Origin of the sequence: Halolactibacillus alkaliphilus (assembly GCF_900115465.1) — a bacterium.
Classification (GTDB): Bacteria; Bacillota; Bacilli; order Bacillales; family Amphibacillaceae; genus Halolactibacillus; species Halolactibacillus alkaliphilus.
The window spans coordinates 65,869-82,626 of sequence record NZ_FOWN01000009.1 but is presented as its reverse complement, the minus strand read 5'-3'; the positions used below and the strand labels follow the sequence as shown (position 1 = coordinate 82,626).

At 36.2% G+C, this 16,758-nt stretch carries 10 protein-coding genes; 8 read left to right on the top strand and 2 right to left on the bottom strand.

The window, feature by feature from the left end; genetic code table 11:
* Window positions 1–244 precede the first annotated feature (244 nt).
* Window positions 245–1,312, bottom strand: coding sequence for a glycoside hydrolase family 16 protein (locus BM163_RS05825; protein WP_089801125.1), 1,068 nt, complete (start codon window positions 1,310–1,312; stop codon window positions 245–247).
* A gap of 283 nt (window positions 1,313–1,595) precedes the next feature.
* On the opposite strand from BM163_RS05825, the gene BM163_RS05820 reads away from it, so the two are divergent.
* From BM163_RS05820 to BM163_RS05795, 6 genes are all read left to right on the top strand, one after another.
* Window positions 1,596–4,814 carry a hypothetical protein gene (locus tag BM163_RS05820; RefSeq protein WP_089801123.1) on the top strand — a complete coding sequence of 1,073 codons (3,219 nt, stop codon included), beginning with the start codon at window positions 1,596–1,598 and terminating at the stop codon, window positions 4,812–4,814.
* A gap of 19 nt (window positions 4,815–4,833) precedes the next feature.
* Entirely contained in the window at window positions 4,834–5,202 is a 369-nt protein-coding gene (locus BM163_RS05815; protein WP_089801120.1) for a response regulator, read from the top strand.
* On the top strand, window positions 5,189–8,407 hold the full coding sequence (locus tag BM163_RS05810; RefSeq protein WP_089801118.1) for an ATP-binding protein: 3,219 nt from the start codon (window positions 5,189–5,191) through the stop codon (window positions 8,405–8,407). The genes BM163_RS05815 and BM163_RS05810 overlap by 14 nt, the downstream gene beginning before the upstream one ends.
* 131 nt (window positions 8,408–8,538) lie before the next feature.
* Window positions 8,539–10,188 (top strand): response regulator, encoded by a 1,650-nt coding sequence (locus tag BM163_RS05805; protein WP_089801116.1) that lies wholly within the window; start codon window positions 8,539–8,541, stop codon window positions 10,186–10,188.
* 16 nt (window positions 10,189–10,204) lie between these two features.
* Window positions 10,205–11,251 (top strand): HEAT repeat domain-containing protein, encoded by a 1,047-nt coding sequence (locus BM163_RS05800; RefSeq protein ID WP_089801114.1) that lies wholly within the window; start codon window positions 10,205–10,207, stop codon window positions 11,249–11,251.
* Between the two features lie 32 nt (window positions 11,252–11,283).
* Window positions 11,284–12,717, top strand: coding sequence for a glycosyltransferase family 2 protein (locus BM163_RS05795; protein WP_089801112.1), 1,434 nt, complete (start codon window positions 11,284–11,286; stop codon window positions 12,715–12,717).
* Between the two features lie 143 nt (window positions 12,718–12,860).
* On the opposite strand, the gene BM163_RS05790 is transcribed toward BM163_RS05795, so the two are convergent.
* On the bottom strand, window positions 12,861–13,757 hold the full coding sequence (locus tag BM163_RS05790; protein WP_089801111.1) for a DUF4349 domain-containing protein: 897 nt from the start codon (window positions 13,755–13,757) through the stop codon (window positions 12,861–12,863).
* Between the two features lie 307 nt (window positions 13,758–14,064).
* On the opposite strand from BM163_RS05790, the gene BM163_RS05785 reads away from it, so the two are divergent.
* Both BM163_RS05785 and argH read left to right on the top strand, forming a co-directional pair.
* Window positions 14,065–15,324, top strand: coding sequence for an argininosuccinate synthase (locus BM163_RS05785; RefSeq protein WP_089801109.1), 1,260 nt, complete (start codon window positions 14,065–14,067; stop codon window positions 15,322–15,324).
* Window positions 15,321–16,733 carry an argininosuccinate lyase gene (gene argH, locus BM163_RS05780; RefSeq protein WP_089801107.1) on the top strand — a complete coding sequence of 471 codons (1,413 nt, stop codon included), beginning with the start codon at window positions 15,321–15,323 and terminating at the stop codon, window positions 16,731–16,733. Before BM163_RS05785 ends, argH begins: the two co-directional genes overlap by 4 nt.
* Window positions 16,734–16,758: the final 25 nt, after the last annotated feature.

Genomic DNA, 16,758 nt, shown 5'->3' with positions numbered 1-16,758 from the left:
CCCGACTTAATCGAACTTAGAAGAAAACGACCATGATAAGCTTAGGCGCGGATGGTGCCTCAAAGGCATTAAAATAACCATCCGGCACAAGAAAACTCATCATGGTCGTTATTGAAGTCAAGGATGGCGGATACTACCTCGACAATAATTGATCAAATGAGTGGTGTTTTAGGTACCACCACATTTGACAGAGAACCTGATGTTTATGCGGGGGAGCGCATTTAAATCAAGTGAATCCCCGTCGCTAGTATTTTATCCAGTCAACTTCTAGCACTTGATCATCAGATGGTGCAAGTCCTTCGAGCCAGCTAGGGAACCACGTATTTATCATCAGGTACATCGGTTCAGTTGAAAAACCTTCCGTCCATGTCTGCATCAATTGATTGTTTATGAAGAAAGAAACGCTGCTTGGATAATAATCGATGCGATAGTGATAGAAATCTTTAGTTGGATCAAAAGTTAAAAGCGTTTTGTTTTCATGGTATGCATCACCAGAGTAATAAGATGTAAAAAGTGCGGTTGAATCTTGTTGATTATATATCTCGATATCAATTTCATGATGAAAGTCAGGTGCTTTATATAAGAAAAAACCTGTAATAGAGGATGGTGCATCAGGCACCTTCATTCTTATTTCATATGAGCCGTAGTGGACAAGGTCTGTTGTTTGAAGCTCTCCTCCATCAACGGAACCTTTAGGTATTATAATTTTTAATTTGCCATCTGAGACATTGACGCGCTCCTGGCTAAGCTTCGATCTCCCAAGTTGTCCTTCTCGACTATACCAAATATTATCGTCAATCTCCTGGAAATTCTCTTTAAAATTATATATGCGTAAAGCGTCATCAATAGATAAGCTAGATAAACGCGTTGCATTTTCCTCTGTTGGGGGACGATCCCAAATAGACACAATAACTTTATAAGGTCCGGTTATCAACATATTTTCACTAAGCTCTGTCAAGTGCGTTGAAATTGTTATAGTTTCTTTGTTAGTAGCTGAGGGAAGAAAATCAATAATAGGTAGATCAATCCAATGACCTAAAGGGTCTTGGAGACTAGCCCCGAGATAAAGGTGAGACAGTTGAGTGGTGAGTGAATGATCGATATGGACATTGAAATCTAACGGAAGATCGCTTAAGTGTGTGTCAGATTTGAACGTCACTTCTACAATATCGATGGTCTCTGGTGCCTGTCTAAATAAGAACTGTCTGATGCTTGAAAACAGTTGTGAATGGCTGGAAATAAACATGATAGATCCAATACATAAAACAAAAAGAAGTAGATAAATTCTTTTCTTGAAGTTTAAATGAGTCATAATAAAACGCACCTCGCTATTAATATAGATGTATAAGTAAATGCGTGAAAAAAGGGAATGTGTGTTATAATTTACCTAATTAAACATACGTAAAAAGTGTGACTACAGAACCTTATGTTGTTAGTTACAATTAGTTTAGCATACATTGATTACGATTCAATCGTTTATATTGAAAGAGGAATGCTGGTTCTTTTTAATTTGATTAAGAGCAGTGTTTTAATATGTTGTTTATAAGGGTAATAACTAATATTAACACTATTAAATGATAAGAAGGTGTAATAGGATGAAAAAAGTACTATACCTATTGATTTTTATAATAATAGTTCTCCTTTTGTTTCCTTTTATTGTATGGCAAATGAAAGCATCAACATCTTTAGAGGTACTTATTATAGATTATACAGTTCCAGATTTTAATTATCGTGAACACAAGGGCATTGTGTGGGGGCTCAATCATTTAAAGTATGTAAAAGAAGATGGTGGTGAATATCAATTAGCTGAAGATTATTTAGGATTTCATCCGAGAGAAAATGAGGCGCATGAAATGGAAAATATTGATGATCGCGTACTCGAAGCAGAGCTTATCTATCTGGCTGACACTTATGGGGTATATGAAAGTGATTTGGATGGTGTCAATCAAACAGGAGAGCGATCGGAGCTAATCTTTGGTGGTTTGTCTGAATCGGATGTAGAAAAGTTAGAAAGAGCAGTACTAACGCAAGATAAAACATTGATTGCAGAATTTAATGCATTTGCGAGTCCGACTGAAGATGCAATAAGGCGACGATTCACATCATTGATGGGCATCCGCTGGGATGGTTGGATAGGCAGGTATTTTGATAATCTTGATATGAATGCCAATGATGAATTACCTTTATGGATGATAAGTAATTACGAAGAGCAGACCGAACAATCATGGGATTTTGAAGGCGCTGGCCTTGTGTTTGTTAGATCGGATGATTATATCGTTGTGTTAGAAGAAGGGATAGATTTTGAAGGGGCAGGTGTTGAATTTAAATATACAGATTTAGGGGATGAAAAGTTTGACGGTGGATTAAATGCATATTATGGCTATTGGTTTGACGTGATAGAAACGACAGATGCCAATACGTTAGCTACTTATACACTTGGCTTAACTGAACAAGGTGAAGCGCGCTTAGTTGATTATAATATTAGTAATACTATTCCTGCAGTGACGCTGCATGAACAAAATCAATCATCGCTTTACTATTTTGCAGGTGATTATGCCGATGTTGCCCAAACGCCAAAATATTATCAATACAATTGGTTAGATCGAATCAATAAGGTGAGAAGTCAATTACAGTTAAATGGTAAGCAAGATTTTTATTTCCGGGCGTACTTACCTATGTTAAAAACAATATTGAATGAAACCAAGGAACGTGTTGATGAGCGTAGTGAAGAAAGTACTTTTAATAATGTGTTATATGAAGACGAGGGCATCGCTTATAATAGTCGAATTAATGGAGAACATTTTGAGGTATACTACAACGAACAGTGGCATCAGATTGATGTAAAGGGCATCAATATGGGTATGGCAGCTCCTGGTTATTGGCCTGGTGAAGCAGCGATTACATTTGAACAATACACACGCTGGATTGAGCAAATTGCAGATCTTGGTGCTAATGTCATAAGGGTGTATACTATTCACCCGCCCGCATTTTATCAAGCGCTTTGGCTGCATAATCAGAAGGCTGAGCACCCCATGTATCTAATGCACGGTGTATGGATCGAAGAAGAAGGCTTAGAAGATACATTAGATGCTTTTCTTCCAGAACACATTGAAGCTTTTGAACAAGAAATGAAAGATGTTGTAGATGTTATTCATGGGAACATAACGCTTCCTGAAAAAGTCGGTCACGCGTCTGGTGAGTATGCCTATGATATTTCGCCTTATGTGATTGGTTGGGTTTTAGGGATTGAGTGGTATCCACTTATGGTTGATGAAACGAATAATCTACATGAGAATTTAGAAGAATTTAATGGTGAGTTTTTCGTTACAGAGAATGCTAATGCATTTGAAAAATGGCTTGCTGCTAGAATGGAAACATTAATAGCGTATCAGGTTGAACATTACGAAGTCATGCAACCCATTAGTTTTACTAATTGGCCGACGACAGATTTATTAACCCATCCAGCTGAGCCTTCTTTAGAGGAAGATTTGGTTTCGATAAATCCGAATCATATTCATCCAAAACAGTCGTTAAAAACAGGCTATTTTGCAAGTTACCATGTGTACCCATATTATCCTGATTTTTTAAATTATGAGCCGGATTATATTGAATATATTGATCATCGTGGCCAAAAAAATAATTATGCGGGTTACTTAAATGATTTGATCAGTGCTCATGAGATGCCAGTATTAATTGCGGAATTCGGTGTGCCAGCTTCCAGAGGAATGACACATACGAATCCATTTGGATTAAACCAAGGGTTTCATTCAGAGGAGAGACAAGGAGAGATTGTCGTTCAATTGTTCGAAGACATAATGGCAGAAGGTGCTCTAGGTGGATTAATGTTCACGTGGCAAGATGAGTGGTTTAAACGCACGTGGAATACGATGCAATTAGATAATCCGGACCGTCGTCCGTATTGGTCAAATGTCCAAACCAATGAGCAGCGCTTTGGCTTACTTAGTTTTGAGACACATAAAAAACCAATCGATGGGAACATAGAAAAATGGTTGGAAGAAGAACGCTTAGCCACAAAAGAAACAGGTGTTATTCAATCCGTGTCTACGTCTTATGACGAAGCTTTTGTGTATATAATGATTGAATTTGATCCAGAACTTTGGGAAAGTGATACAGACTTATACATTCTACTCAATACGATTGATAATCAAGGGAATGAAACAGTTCCTTTCTTGCAAGACACTCTCTTTGATGAAGGGGTAGATTTTGTAGTTGAAGTGGCTTCATCTGGAGAAAGTCGGGTGTGGATTGATGATTATTATGATCCGTTCTACTATGAGTATGGTTTTGAGTTAGATTTAATGGAACAAAATGATGCGCTGTCAAATAATAATGGTCGCTTTAATAAGATCAATTTAGCTTTAAATAAGCCGATGACAATCCCTTCAACTGGAGAAGAACTTCCTTTTGAATTTTATGAAACAGGACAGTTACTTAAGGGAAATGGAAATCCAGAAAGTAAAGATTATCATTCGCTATCAGATTATATGCTGTTGCCAGACAAAGGCGTTTTTGAAATTCGGTTACCTTGGTTATTGTTAAATGTTAAAGACCCTAGCCTAAAAGAAATAACAGGTGATTTATGGAAAGAGGGGCTTGATGCTTCAACGCTGATAGAGGACCTTTACATTAATGTAACGGTAAGTCAAAATGAAGTCGTTGTCGATCAACTGCCTAAAGCTTTAAATGGTGTCAGTACTTTTATTCCATATAACTGGGCTCCTTGGGAACAACCTGAATCTAAAGAGAGATTAAAGAGATCGTATGATGTTATTCAAGACTATTTAAGACGATGATGAATGAGGAGTGTAGATGATGAAGCGATTGCTAGTTGTAGACGACGAAGCTGTTTTAAGAATGTTAATTGTTGATAGTTTAGAAGATTTAGGTTGCACGATTGATGAGGCCGATAATGGTCAGGACGCTTTGGAGTTAGTAAATCAACATGTATATGATGTGATTGTGTTGGATTATATGATGCCGGGTATGACCGGTATTGAATTTTTAGAAAAAGTAGATAAAGATAGGATAAATACAACGGCCGTCATTATGTTGACTGCTAAGGCTCAGGAAAAGGACCAACAGCAAGCTCAGGAAGTAGGCGTAGATTATTTCATGAAAAAGCCTTTTAGTCCGATGGCACTTTGCAGTGTGGTAGAGGAATTCATTCATGAAACAGACTGATAAAACAATAAAAATAAAACGAAAATTTTATGTCATCACGTTAACTTTGTTAGCAGTCATTGTCGCCGTTGTATCAGTTGCTACGCTCACTTTAATAAGAACTCAAGCAACCATTAACAAAGAGTACGAAGAGAGTACAATAAAATATAATGCTATTAATCAGCTAGACAGAGACTTAACGGGAGTGTTATTTCGAGCGCGAGGATTTTATGCCTTTCAAAGTGAGACAGAGCTGGAATTGTTGTATAAAAACTTAACGCAATTAGATGACAGTCTAGCGTATTTTTCTTCATTGGACTTAACAATGGAGGAAGAGGAATTATACACGATTCTATCAGAGTTTTATAGAAATTACACAGATGATTTATTACCGTTAGCGATTGAGCATGTGAATAATGATGACTATGTATCGTTAAGAGCGCTCGCAAATAGTGGGGCAAATACAGATATTAATCGTTTTTTAGAATATACGCAACAGTTTAATGCTGAAAGTGCGGAAAACAGAGATTTAATATATGAGCAGACAAGAACACGTATTACCCAGTTTACTATTGGGTTTATTGTACTTGGAATCGTGAGTTTCGGACTTATTATTCTAATGGTTAATCGGTTGTTGAAGGAGATTGTTTTGCCCTTAGAGTTATTTATTAAAGCAACAAATGATTTTTCTGAGGGGAAAAAGCTGGACTTAGCCGCCCATTATCAACTCGATGAGTTAAATCTACTTAAACGTTCATTTAATAAGATGGCTGTGAAGGTTCAAGAGAAAGAAGAAGAGTTGTTAGCGCAGAATGAGGAATTACTTTCTCAACAAGACGAACTTGAAAGTAGCCAAGCGCAATTACAAGCATATATAACGGATATAGAGCATATTAATAAAGCGCTTAATCAATCCGCCTTAGTTTGCATTACAAACAGTGATGGCATGATCATAAGTGTTAATGAGATGTTTTGTAAAGTATCAAAATTCAGTGAAACAGACCTTGTTGGAAATACAACCCGAGTATTAAAAAGTGGCCAGCATGATGTGGCGTTCTATAAAGAGATGTGGGCTACCATTTCAAAAGGTAAAATTTGGACGGGTAAACTTATGAATATGGCCAAGGACGGAGCAACGTATTGGGTTAATGCGACGATTGTACCGTTTTTAACTGACGTAGGGAAAGTGTATCGCTATATTCTAATTGGTATAGATATTACTGAAAATAAGCAAAACGAGGTAATGTTACAAAAACTATTAGTAGAGGCGCAAGATGCGAAAGAAAAAACAGAGGTTTACAGTAACTTAAATAAAGAATTAACAGTTACCGTAGACCGAGAACAATTCTTACATCGAGTCTTTAACTATTTAGATGATGTGTTTACCTTTGATAAGGGAATATTGTTTAGTCCGCAAAAAAAGCACTATGTTCATAAGTGTTTATCAAAAGAAAAAATAGCATCACTTCTCTCGGACGATATACATCAAGAGATCATCCAGCGTTTAAAAGAGAGACCTTATTATGTACAAGAGCGGCTGGCAAATGAAAGAGAAGCAGGTATTGCTGAGGGAACGGTCTATAGTTATGACTTATACGCAGCTGTTTTAAATGAAGCATCGCATGTTGACTTAGTATTTGCAGCCACCCGAATTGGTCAACCTTTTACGACGGATGAAATAGAAAAAGTTTACGTATTAATGCGTCAGTTAAACATCGCTTTAAGTCGGATTGATATATATGAAGAGGTACAGCGCGAGCGGAGTTTAAACGAAAGTATTATTCAAAATATCGATGAAGGATTGCAATTAGTTTCTCTTGAGGGTGAATTATTACAAACAAACCATAAGTTTATGGAGTTTTTCTCGCAATCGTTTAAAGAAAAACGTGCGCTTAAGCACTGGTTGAGTGATATTTCAACACAGTTTAAAGATGCAAAAAGTATGAAAGCATTTTTTGAAAAAGGGATTGCGCCTGACAATATTAGTGTCATTGAAAAGCGTTGTCAACTTATTGGTGAGCAGCAGAGATATATTAAGATATACAGCTCTCCAGTCTTTTTAAATGATAAAAAGAAAGGGACCCTTTTTGTCTACCGGGATATAACAAAAGAATATGAAATAGATGAAATGAAATCGGAATTAGTAAGTACTGTCAGTCATGAGTTACGTACACCATTATCAAGTGTGTTAGGGTTTACGGAAATGTTACTCAAGAAACAATTGTCACCTGATAAACAAACGCGTTATCTGGAAACAATATTCAAAGAAGCCAAACGATTAACCAATTTAATTAATGACTTTTTAGATGTTCAAAGAATCGAATCAGGTAAGCAGGAATATAAGATGGAGAAGCTTCGTCTTAGTGAAGTGATTATGCAAGTGATTGAGACATTTAATCATGACAAACGTCATCCGATTTACTTTGAAGACCAGGCCGTTTATACAAAAGTTTTAGCAGATGAAGATCGTTTAATTCAATTGCTTACGAATATCATTAGCAATGCACTTAAATTTTCTCCAGACGGTGGAAATGTCGCTATAAAAATAACGAATGAAGAGGAAAAGGTTAAAGTTAGTATTAAAGATGAGGGAATAGGCATTCCATCATCTGAGCTACCGAACATGTTTACGAAGTTTAAACGGATCGATAATAGTGCTAGTCAAAAAATAGGTGGAACAGGTTTAGGTTTAGCTATCAGTAAGGGAATTGTAGAGGCCCACGGTGGTGATATTTGGATCGAATCAGAAGAACAAGTGGGTACAACAGTCAACTTCACGCTGCCACTAACGGACGTAAATAATATTGAACCGTTAACAGATTTCAAAGTTATAGGTACTACTGACCTGACTAAAGGAACAGTCATAATCATTGAAGATGATATTAGTTTTGCTATGCTATTATCCGAAACTTTAAAATCAATGGGTTTTAGCGTCATTCATGATCCAAGTGGTAAAAACATCGTTAAGCTAGCAGAGGATATAGATGTTTTAGCTATAGTTGTAGATTTGGTTTTAGCAGATGATGTGAGTGGCTGGGATTTAATCAAAGAACTAAAGGCAAACGAACAGACAACAAGCATTCCTTTAATTGTTTCTTCGGCGGTAGATAAATCATCGGATATTCTCGAGAGCCAACAGGTGTTTGATTATTTATTAAAGCCTTATTCACCAAATGTCTTAGCAGATGTATTATTAAAATTAATTCAACAAGCTAAAGATGAGTAAAAAAGTATGTGATCATTACTCTTGATAAGGTATGGGGCGATAACCTTAAAAAAGATAAGGCTATTCATTGTGAATGATGAAGACTCAGATAGATGGATCAGCTATCTGAGTCAAAGTAGGAGGGATGTTTTGTGGATAAAAGTAAGATGAGCGCATTAATAGTAAAAGCTCAAAAAGAGTTCTTAGTTGAAAAAAATAAGCTCATGGGGCATATTTCAAAACAATTAATATTATTTGTCTCTAATAGAGAACAAACGCTATTTGATGAGCTGCACACATTTTTTCATAGTATAAAAGGTACAGCGGGAACAATAGAACTTCTAGCCATAGCAAACAAAGCGGAGGAGAATGAAGAATTATTAGTTCATCAATTAAGTGGAGATCAAGTCGATGAAAGTACTATTTTTCAGCTTATTGTTAATACGGGTGAGATGTTTCGTTTAATTGATCGCCAGTTAGAAGAAGGCGTTTTAATGGGAGAGGATTCAGTCGTGACTGCTGAAATTAGTCACCCAAAGGAGACGTTTCTTGGTAAGATTATGGTTGTAGATGATGATGTTCAGTTGCTTAACTATTTAGAAAGTGTTTTGAAAAATGAGGGTTTTCAAGTCTATATTACAAGTAATCCAAACGATGCTCTTGATTTTATTAAACAGGAAGTCATTGATTTAGCTATTATTGATATCGTTATGCCAGAAAAATCAGGATTTGATGTGTTTAATGACCTCACGGAAATAAATAAAGAGTTGCCGATTGTATTTTTAACTGGTGCTGGGACACCTCATGTAAGAAACGAAGCACTCAGCCTGGGAGCGGCGAATATTTTAAAAAAACCTGTCGATGTTGATGAACTATTAGCCCAAATCAAAGGGGTATTGAAAAAAACGCAAGTTAAAAATACATCACACCACGTGGATGATTTAACCGGAGCGTATACGAGAAAACGTTTCTCTAAACAATTTGAACAGGCTAAAGATAAGTATTTAAGTGAAGGTGTGGTTTTTTCAGTTGCTTTTTTAGATTTAGATTATTTCAAAGCGATTAATGACACGTATGGTCATCTTTTTGGTGATAAGGTCTTAGTTGAATTTACACAAACTATTCGAGAGTATTTGAATGAGAAAGGAGAACTTTTCCGATTTGGCGGGGATGAGTTTTTAGTCATTTTTCAAAATATAAAGTCAGATGAGGCAAAAGAAATTATTGAAGAGATTAGAGCTGATATTCAGTCAAAACCATTTTTAACGGCACAAAACGATCAGGTGACACTTTCTTTTAGTGCAGGAATCGCAGAATTTGATGACAAATCAGAAACAAAAACAACACTGCTTGAAAAAGCGGATAAAGCATTGTATATGGCGAAAGAGAATGGTAAAAATCAAACATATATTAGAGAAAGAGATGCGTCAATTTTAAAAGATAAAATTCTAGTTGTAGATGATGAGCCTTTGTTAAGAAATATTATTGAGACAAGGTTAGGTTATTTAGGTTACACCATAGATCATGCGAGTGATGGGCAAGTAGCCCTTGATAAAATGGCTGAGTCACGATACGATCTCATTTTACTCGATCTTATGCTGCCGAAAGTGACAGGAATTGATGTTCTAAAACAAATTAAGAATCGACAATTTAATGATGACCAAAAAATCATTATTCTTTCGGGAAACCGTAATGAATCTATAAAAATTGAAGCATTACAACTTGGCGCAGATGACTTTTTGGAGAAGCCTTTCTCGCTAAATGTGTTAGAACATAAGATTAAAAAGATAATGACAACGTAAAAAAGGAGGGGTTGTAATGTTTAGGCAGTACGTACTTGTAGCGTTAATTAGTATGCTTATTATTGATCTGCTTATTTTTTCGTTTCTGTTAGTAAAGAAAATAGCTAAAAATGATGTGAAGAGGCGAAAAGTAAAAATTCAGAATAAATATGATAAGTTATTTTTACACCTTATTATGGATACAGATCAATCGATGACCATAACACCGAAAACGCATTTGGAAAAGCAAGTTCTTCACGAACTTGTACTACATTACAACACCGTCCTTTCGGGAGACGTAAGAAAAAAACTATTAGATAATATCGATAAAAGTTTTATTTCTGTAAGAATTAATCGTTACTTAAGGAGTAAAAGTATCTGGAAGAACAAAGTTGGTACGTTTCTTATCGGTGAATATGAATTAAATGATTTACTTCCTACATTGTTAGAACAACTGAATACACCAGACCAAGAGCTTCTATTTGTGACGGCAAGAAGCATTATAGTGGTTTCTAATGACCAGTATATCGAAGATATACTTCAGGTAGTCACGAGACGCGAAAAGATGACCAAACAAAATGTTCTGACGCTAATTGACCTAGTTGAAGGTGATATTGAAGCTATATTAGATAAAGCTATGGTAGAAGGTAATAGCTTTTTGCGGGCCATTGCTTTAGAGGAGTTAGGAAAAAGAAATTACATGAAAAGTATTTATTGGATTAAATGTATGTTGACGCAATCTGAAAAAGAGTTAAGAATTGCTGCTTTAAAAGCGAGCTATTCACTTGGTGATATTGGCGATGAGTCTTATCTTCAAGGGCTATATCAATTGCAAACAGACCCGGAATGGGAAGTGAGAGCTTTTTTGGCAAAATTCTTAATGAAAGTTAATCGGAGCCCTGCGATAGATATTTTAACAAACTTGATGAGTGATCAAAATTGGTATGTACGCTACAATGCCTCAAATGCCTTATTAGCTCAAGGTGAAAAGGGAGAATTGGCATTAATGGAGCTATTGAAATCTGAAGATGCGTTTGCTAGAGATGCAGCACATGCGGTTTTGCAAAGAGGTATATTATTATAGAAGTAACATAATTATATGAGGGGGTGAATACGATGAGCACGTTTATTGACTATATGGTTGTATTCGTGAATAAGTTTAACTGGTTCATTTTATATTATGTTCTATTGATTAATACAGTTTATTTTATTCTATTTCTAGTGTCAATTCGCTCATTATATATTGATCGGCAAAAGAAGAAATATTGGTCTTATGAGGGAATGGTTGCCTCTAATTATACACCGCCATTATCAATTATTGTGCCGTGCTATAACGAAGAAAAGACGATCATAGATAATATTCATGCCTTGCTTAGCCTTGAGTATGGCGAATTTGAATTAGTAATTATTAATGATGGATCAAAAGATCAAACGATAGAAAAAATAATTAATCAATTTGATATGAAAAAACTTGAGATGCCTTATCGAAAGAAAATTGATACCAAAGAAATCAAAGGCATTTATTTATCTACACGCTATAAAAATATGCTTGTTGTTGATAAAGAAAATGGTGGGAAGGCAGATGCTTTGAATGCCGGGATAAATATAGCCAAATACCCAATCGTGACAGCCATCGACGCTGACTCTATTATAGAACGAGATTCACTTGCAAAGGTTATTCGCCCATTTGTCGAAGATCCGACGGTTATTGTATCAGGTGGTGTTGTGAGACCGGTTAATGACTCAGTAGTTGACAAAGGTTTTATCGAAAAAGCGAGGTTGCCTAAAAAGAATTTAGCACGTCTTCAAACGGTAGAATATTTACGCGCCTTTTTATTCGGTCGGTTAGGCTGGGGGAGTATCAATGCCTTAATGATAATCTCAGGTGCATTTGGTGTATTTAGAAAAAGTGTTGTTATAGATGCTGGAGGTTACACTGAGAATACTATTGGAGAAGATATGGAACTTATCGTGAAAATACATGAGCAAATGCGAAGAAATAAAAGGCAATATAAAATTGTCTTTGTTCCCGATCCTGTATGTTGGACACAAGTACCAGAAAAGCTGAAAATCCTTAAAAGTCAACGAAAAAGATGGCATAAAGGCTTAATGGACTCCATCTTAAATCACAAGAAAATGCTGTTTAATCCTAGATATGGTGTGGTAGGTTTGTTAGCGATGCCTTATTATTTATTTGTTGAAATGCTTGGTGCGCCCATCGAAATTATTGGTTATTTTTCGTTCTTTATATCCTTTTGGTTAGGATTAATCAGTTTAGAATTTTTCCTCGTTTTCCTAAGTGTGTCTATTTTATATGGTATCTTTTTATCGATGAGTGCGATACTGCTGGATGAATATAATTTCTCGAAATACACAAAGATAAGCGAGTACTTCTTGCTAATGTTATATAGCGTATTGGAGAATTTTGGATATAGACAACTTAATGCATGGTGGAGATTTACTGCGTTTTTAGGCTATCGAAGAAAAAATAAGAAATGGGGAGAAATGACACGTCAAGAGTTTCAACCAGAAAAGGTAAATGTTAAATAATTGTAAGTGATATTAGCAGAATTCAAGAGGATAATGTGAAAAAGTACGCACTTCATTTTGCCTATTAGTTAAGTAGATAGAATGAAGTGCGAAACAACGTATAGCATTTAAACGTTTAAGGAGCGACTGGGCTCTTTTTTTGTTTAGTCTGATGATGTTTTTTTATAGCGCTTCCTAACAAAGAGGCCGATAACAGAAGTTACTGTGATGAAAACAATAATAACAGGTAAATTACCTACAATAAAGACAAAGAGATTAGAGAAGAAAATGATAATAGAGTCATAGCTTCTTGTCCATTGATCCTTAATGCGTTGCCAAATATTTAAGTCACCATCTTTTATCGTGCTGATTTCTTCCTCTTGTAAGGTAAGGTCAACGGTCGCAAAGTCAATGCGATTATCTAGATAATTTAATTGACCAGTTAAGCGTTCAATTTCGAGCTGCACGTTTGCTAAATCACGAGATATTTGCAATAAGTCCTCGGTTGATTCTGCTTCTTCTAAAAAGCTGACGAGTCTTTCCTCTAACTGTTTTTGGGTGTTCAATCGGGTATTTAAATCAACATATTGATCGGTCACATCTTGCCCAGATAAAGCGTTATATTCCACACGGAATAAATCAGATTCGAATCGATTTAAGAAACGCTGTAAGTTCTTTTCGGGAACTCTGATAGTAAAATAGCTAGATCGTAAGCGCTCATCATAACGGTGTGTTTCTTTGTTTAAGATGTAGCCTGCCACGTCTTTGACTTCTTCTTCAACAAATAGGACGGCTTGATCGTATTTTCGTGTTGTCAGCTCTAGGTGGGCGTTGTACATAATCTTGCGATCAGTTGTATCTACTGGTGCATCAATCTCTCCATCTTCGATGGATCCCTCTGGACGTATACCTCCTTCGTCATAAGCTTGATATTCCATGACATCATTTTGAATCGCCATATCTTGTTCACTAACCCCTTCATAATCGTTACTTGAACATGCGACAAGGGTTAAAAACAGTAAAATTAGGGCCGGTATCAATACCTTAAGAATTTTCCTCATGCTAACGCCTCCTTCATTAAATATAACTGTTCTTATTTATCAGTCGTTTTATGTGAGTGAAAAGTTACAATAGTCAAAATAATTCAGTGATTCGTATAAATATTAGTTTCTATGCATCTTAAAATAAATTCTCGATTATGGATTTTCACTTATAAATATGGCGTTTTAGAATATACAAACCCTAATAATATGAAAAAAACATGAAAAAGGGTTGCATTATTATTCTTTCTGTTGCATAATAATACACAAGTTAACTGAAACGACAAAACTTATGATAATAATAAAAACATAAAGGGAGCGGATCGATATGGCAAAAGAAAAAATCGTATTAGCATATTCAGGGGGATTAGATACATCAGTCGCAATTAAGTGGTTGCAGGATCAATATAATTACGATGTTATTGCTGTAGGATTGGATGTAGGCGAAGGGAAAGATTTAGAGTTTGTTAAAAAGAAAGCTATTGATGTTGGGGCAATTAAATCCTACTCAGTAGATGCTAAGGAATTATTTTCAGAAGAATATGTTTTGCCTGCATTACAAGCGAATTTATTATATGAAGGAAAGTACCCACTCATTTCAGCGTTATCAAGACCACTTATCGCGAAAGTGTTGGTTGATATCGCAGAACAAGAAGGGGCTGTCGCTGTCGCGCATGGTTGTACTGGAAAAGGTAATGACCAAGTACGGTTTGATGTTGCCTTTACAGCCCTTAATCCGAATTTAAAAATCGTTGCGCCTGTAAGAGAATGGAAGATGACACGTGACGAAGAGTTGGCTTATGCTGAAAAACATGGTATTCCTGTTCCAGTTGGTAAAGAAAGTCCATACAGTATTGACCAAAATCTTTGGGGTAGAAGTAATGAGTGTGGCATCTTAGAAAATCCATGGGCAGAGGCACCAAAAGATGCGTTTGAATTGACGACAGATCCTGTTGACGCACCTGATAAGCCGGAAACTATTGAAATCACCTTTGAGCAAGGTAAACCAACGGCTATAAATGGTCAATCTTATCCATTACATGAATTAATTTTAGAATTAAATAAAGTAGCAGGTAAGCATGGCGTAGGCCGGATTGATCACGTGGAAAATCGGTTAGTAGGTATTAAGTCAAGAGAAATTTATGAAGCGCCAGCAGGTGTAACGCTTATTGCTGCTCACCAAGAGCTTGAAGCACTTACACTCCCAAGAGAAGTTTCACAATTTAAGCCAATTGTTGAACAAAAATTTGCCCAATCGGTTTATGATGCGCTCTGGTATTCGCCACTGACAGATGCGTTAAAAGCCTTTATTACAGAAACTCAAAAATATGTATCTGGTGTTGTGAAAGTGAAACTGTATAAAGGTCAAGCGATGGTAGTAGGCCGTAAATCTGATTATTCATTGTATGATTTGGATCTGGCGACTTATTCAACAGGTGATCAATTTGATCATGATGCAGCACTTGGTTTTATTAAATTATGGGGTTTACCAACACAAGTTCATGAAACAGTGACCAAAGCGCAACAAACAAAACCAGAATCAATGACGAAAACAACTGTTGATATAAAGGAAGCGGTCAAACAATGAAACTATGGGGCGGACGATTTACAAAACCAACCAATGAATTAGTCGATGAGTATACGGCATCTATTAGCTTTGATCAAAAGTTGGCGACGTATGATATTTTAGGAAGTCTCGCCCACGTCAACATGCTGGCGGCTGCCGGTATCATTGAAGCAGATGAACGCGATCAAATAGCAGAAGGTTTAAAAAAGGTTGATCAGCTTATTAAGGACAATAAAAATGTTTTAACAGCAGAGAATGAAGATATTCATATGAATGTTGAAAAACTCTTAATTGATGAAATTGGCTCAGTTGGAGGCAAGCTCCATACAGGCAGAAGTCGTAATGATCAAATTGCTTTAGATATGCGCCTTTACTTACGCGACCAAGTAGTGACGCTAGTTGATCTCTTAAGTAAGTTACAAACAGCGTTACTTAATCAAGCAAAGGCCCATACAGAAACAGTTTTGCCGGGATACACGCACTTACAACGTGCGCAACCCGTGCTTTTTGCTCATCATTTGCTAAGTTATGTATTTATGTTACAGCGTGATGTGGAAAGATTGATGGATAGTTTTAAACGTATCAATAAATCTCCACTTGGCGCTGGAGCACTTGCGGGCACGTCATTTCCTATAGATCGTGATTATGTGAAAGATGCGTTGAATTTTTATGCTATTACAGAAAATAGCTTAGACTCTGTAAGTGATCGGGACTTCGTTGTAGAATTCCTATCAGGAGCTTCGCTCATTATGATGCACTTATCGCGTTTTTCAGAAGAACTCGTCCAATGGTCTAGCCAAGAGTTTAACTTTGTTGAATTAGATGATGCTTTTTGTACAGGAAGTAGCATGATGCCACAAAAGAAAAATCCAGATGTACCAGAACTCGTTAGAGGAAAAACAGGTCGAGTGTATGGTCACCTACTTGGTCTTCTAACAACACTTAAGGGTTTACCGCTCGCTTATAACAAAGATATGCAAGAGGACAAAGAAGGTATGTTTGATACCGTAGAAACATTGGTAGGTGCTCTAAGTTTATTTAGCCCAATGGTTGAGACAATGACGGTAAATAAAGAAGTAATGTATGAAGCGGTGGTAAAAGATTATTCAAATGCAACAGACCTGGCTGATTACCTTGTAACAAAAGGTGTAACATTTAGAGAAGCACATGCGGTTGTTGGGGAAGCTGTTTTAAGCTGTATTGAATCAAAAAAATATTTACTTGATTTAAGTTTAACAGAATTTAAAGCTTTCTCTGACGTCATTGATGAAGATATTTTTAAGGTGCTTGATCCCATGGCTGTTGTAAATGCAAGAAAAGCTAAAGGTGGTACGGCAAAAGAAAGTGTGCAATGGCAATTTAAACAAGCAGATAACTACTTGAATGATACGACACTTTGGTTAGATGACATGGTGAAACTATTAAAGTAACTAAACATAAACTAGCTTCGGCTAG

Coding starts and splice junctions, on each gene's coding strand:
- BM163_RS05825 (WP_089801125.1), bottom strand. CDS start 1,312: ATGACTCATTTAAACTTCAAGAAAAGAATTTATCTACTTCTTTTTGTT.
- argH (WP_089801107.1), top strand. CDS start 15,321: ATGAAACTATGGGGCGGACGATTTACAAAACCAACCAATGAATTAGTC.
- BM163_RS05800 (WP_089801114.1), top strand. CDS start 10,205: ATGTTTAGGCAGTACGTACTTGTAGCGTTAATTAGTATGCTTATTATT.
- BM163_RS05785 (WP_089801109.1), top strand. CDS start 14,065: ATGGCAAAAGAAAAAATCGTATTAGCATATTCAGGGGGATTAGATACA.
- BM163_RS05815 (WP_089801120.1), top strand. CDS start 4,834: ATGAAGCGATTGCTAGTTGTAGACGACGAAGCTGTTTTAAGAATGTTA.
- BM163_RS05790 (WP_089801111.1), bottom strand. CDS start 13,757: ATGAGGAAAATTCTTAAGGTATTGATACCGGCCCTAATTTTACTGTTT.
- BM163_RS05810 (WP_089801118.1), top strand. CDS start 5,189: ATGAAACAGACTGATAAAACAATAAAAATAAAACGAAAATTTTATGTC.
- BM163_RS05795 (WP_089801112.1), top strand. CDS start 11,284: ATGAGCACGTTTATTGACTATATGGTTGTATTCGTGAATAAGTTTAAC.
- BM163_RS05820 (WP_089801123.1), top strand. CDS start 1,596: ATGAAAAAAGTACTATACCTATTGATTTTTATAATAATAGTTCTCCTT.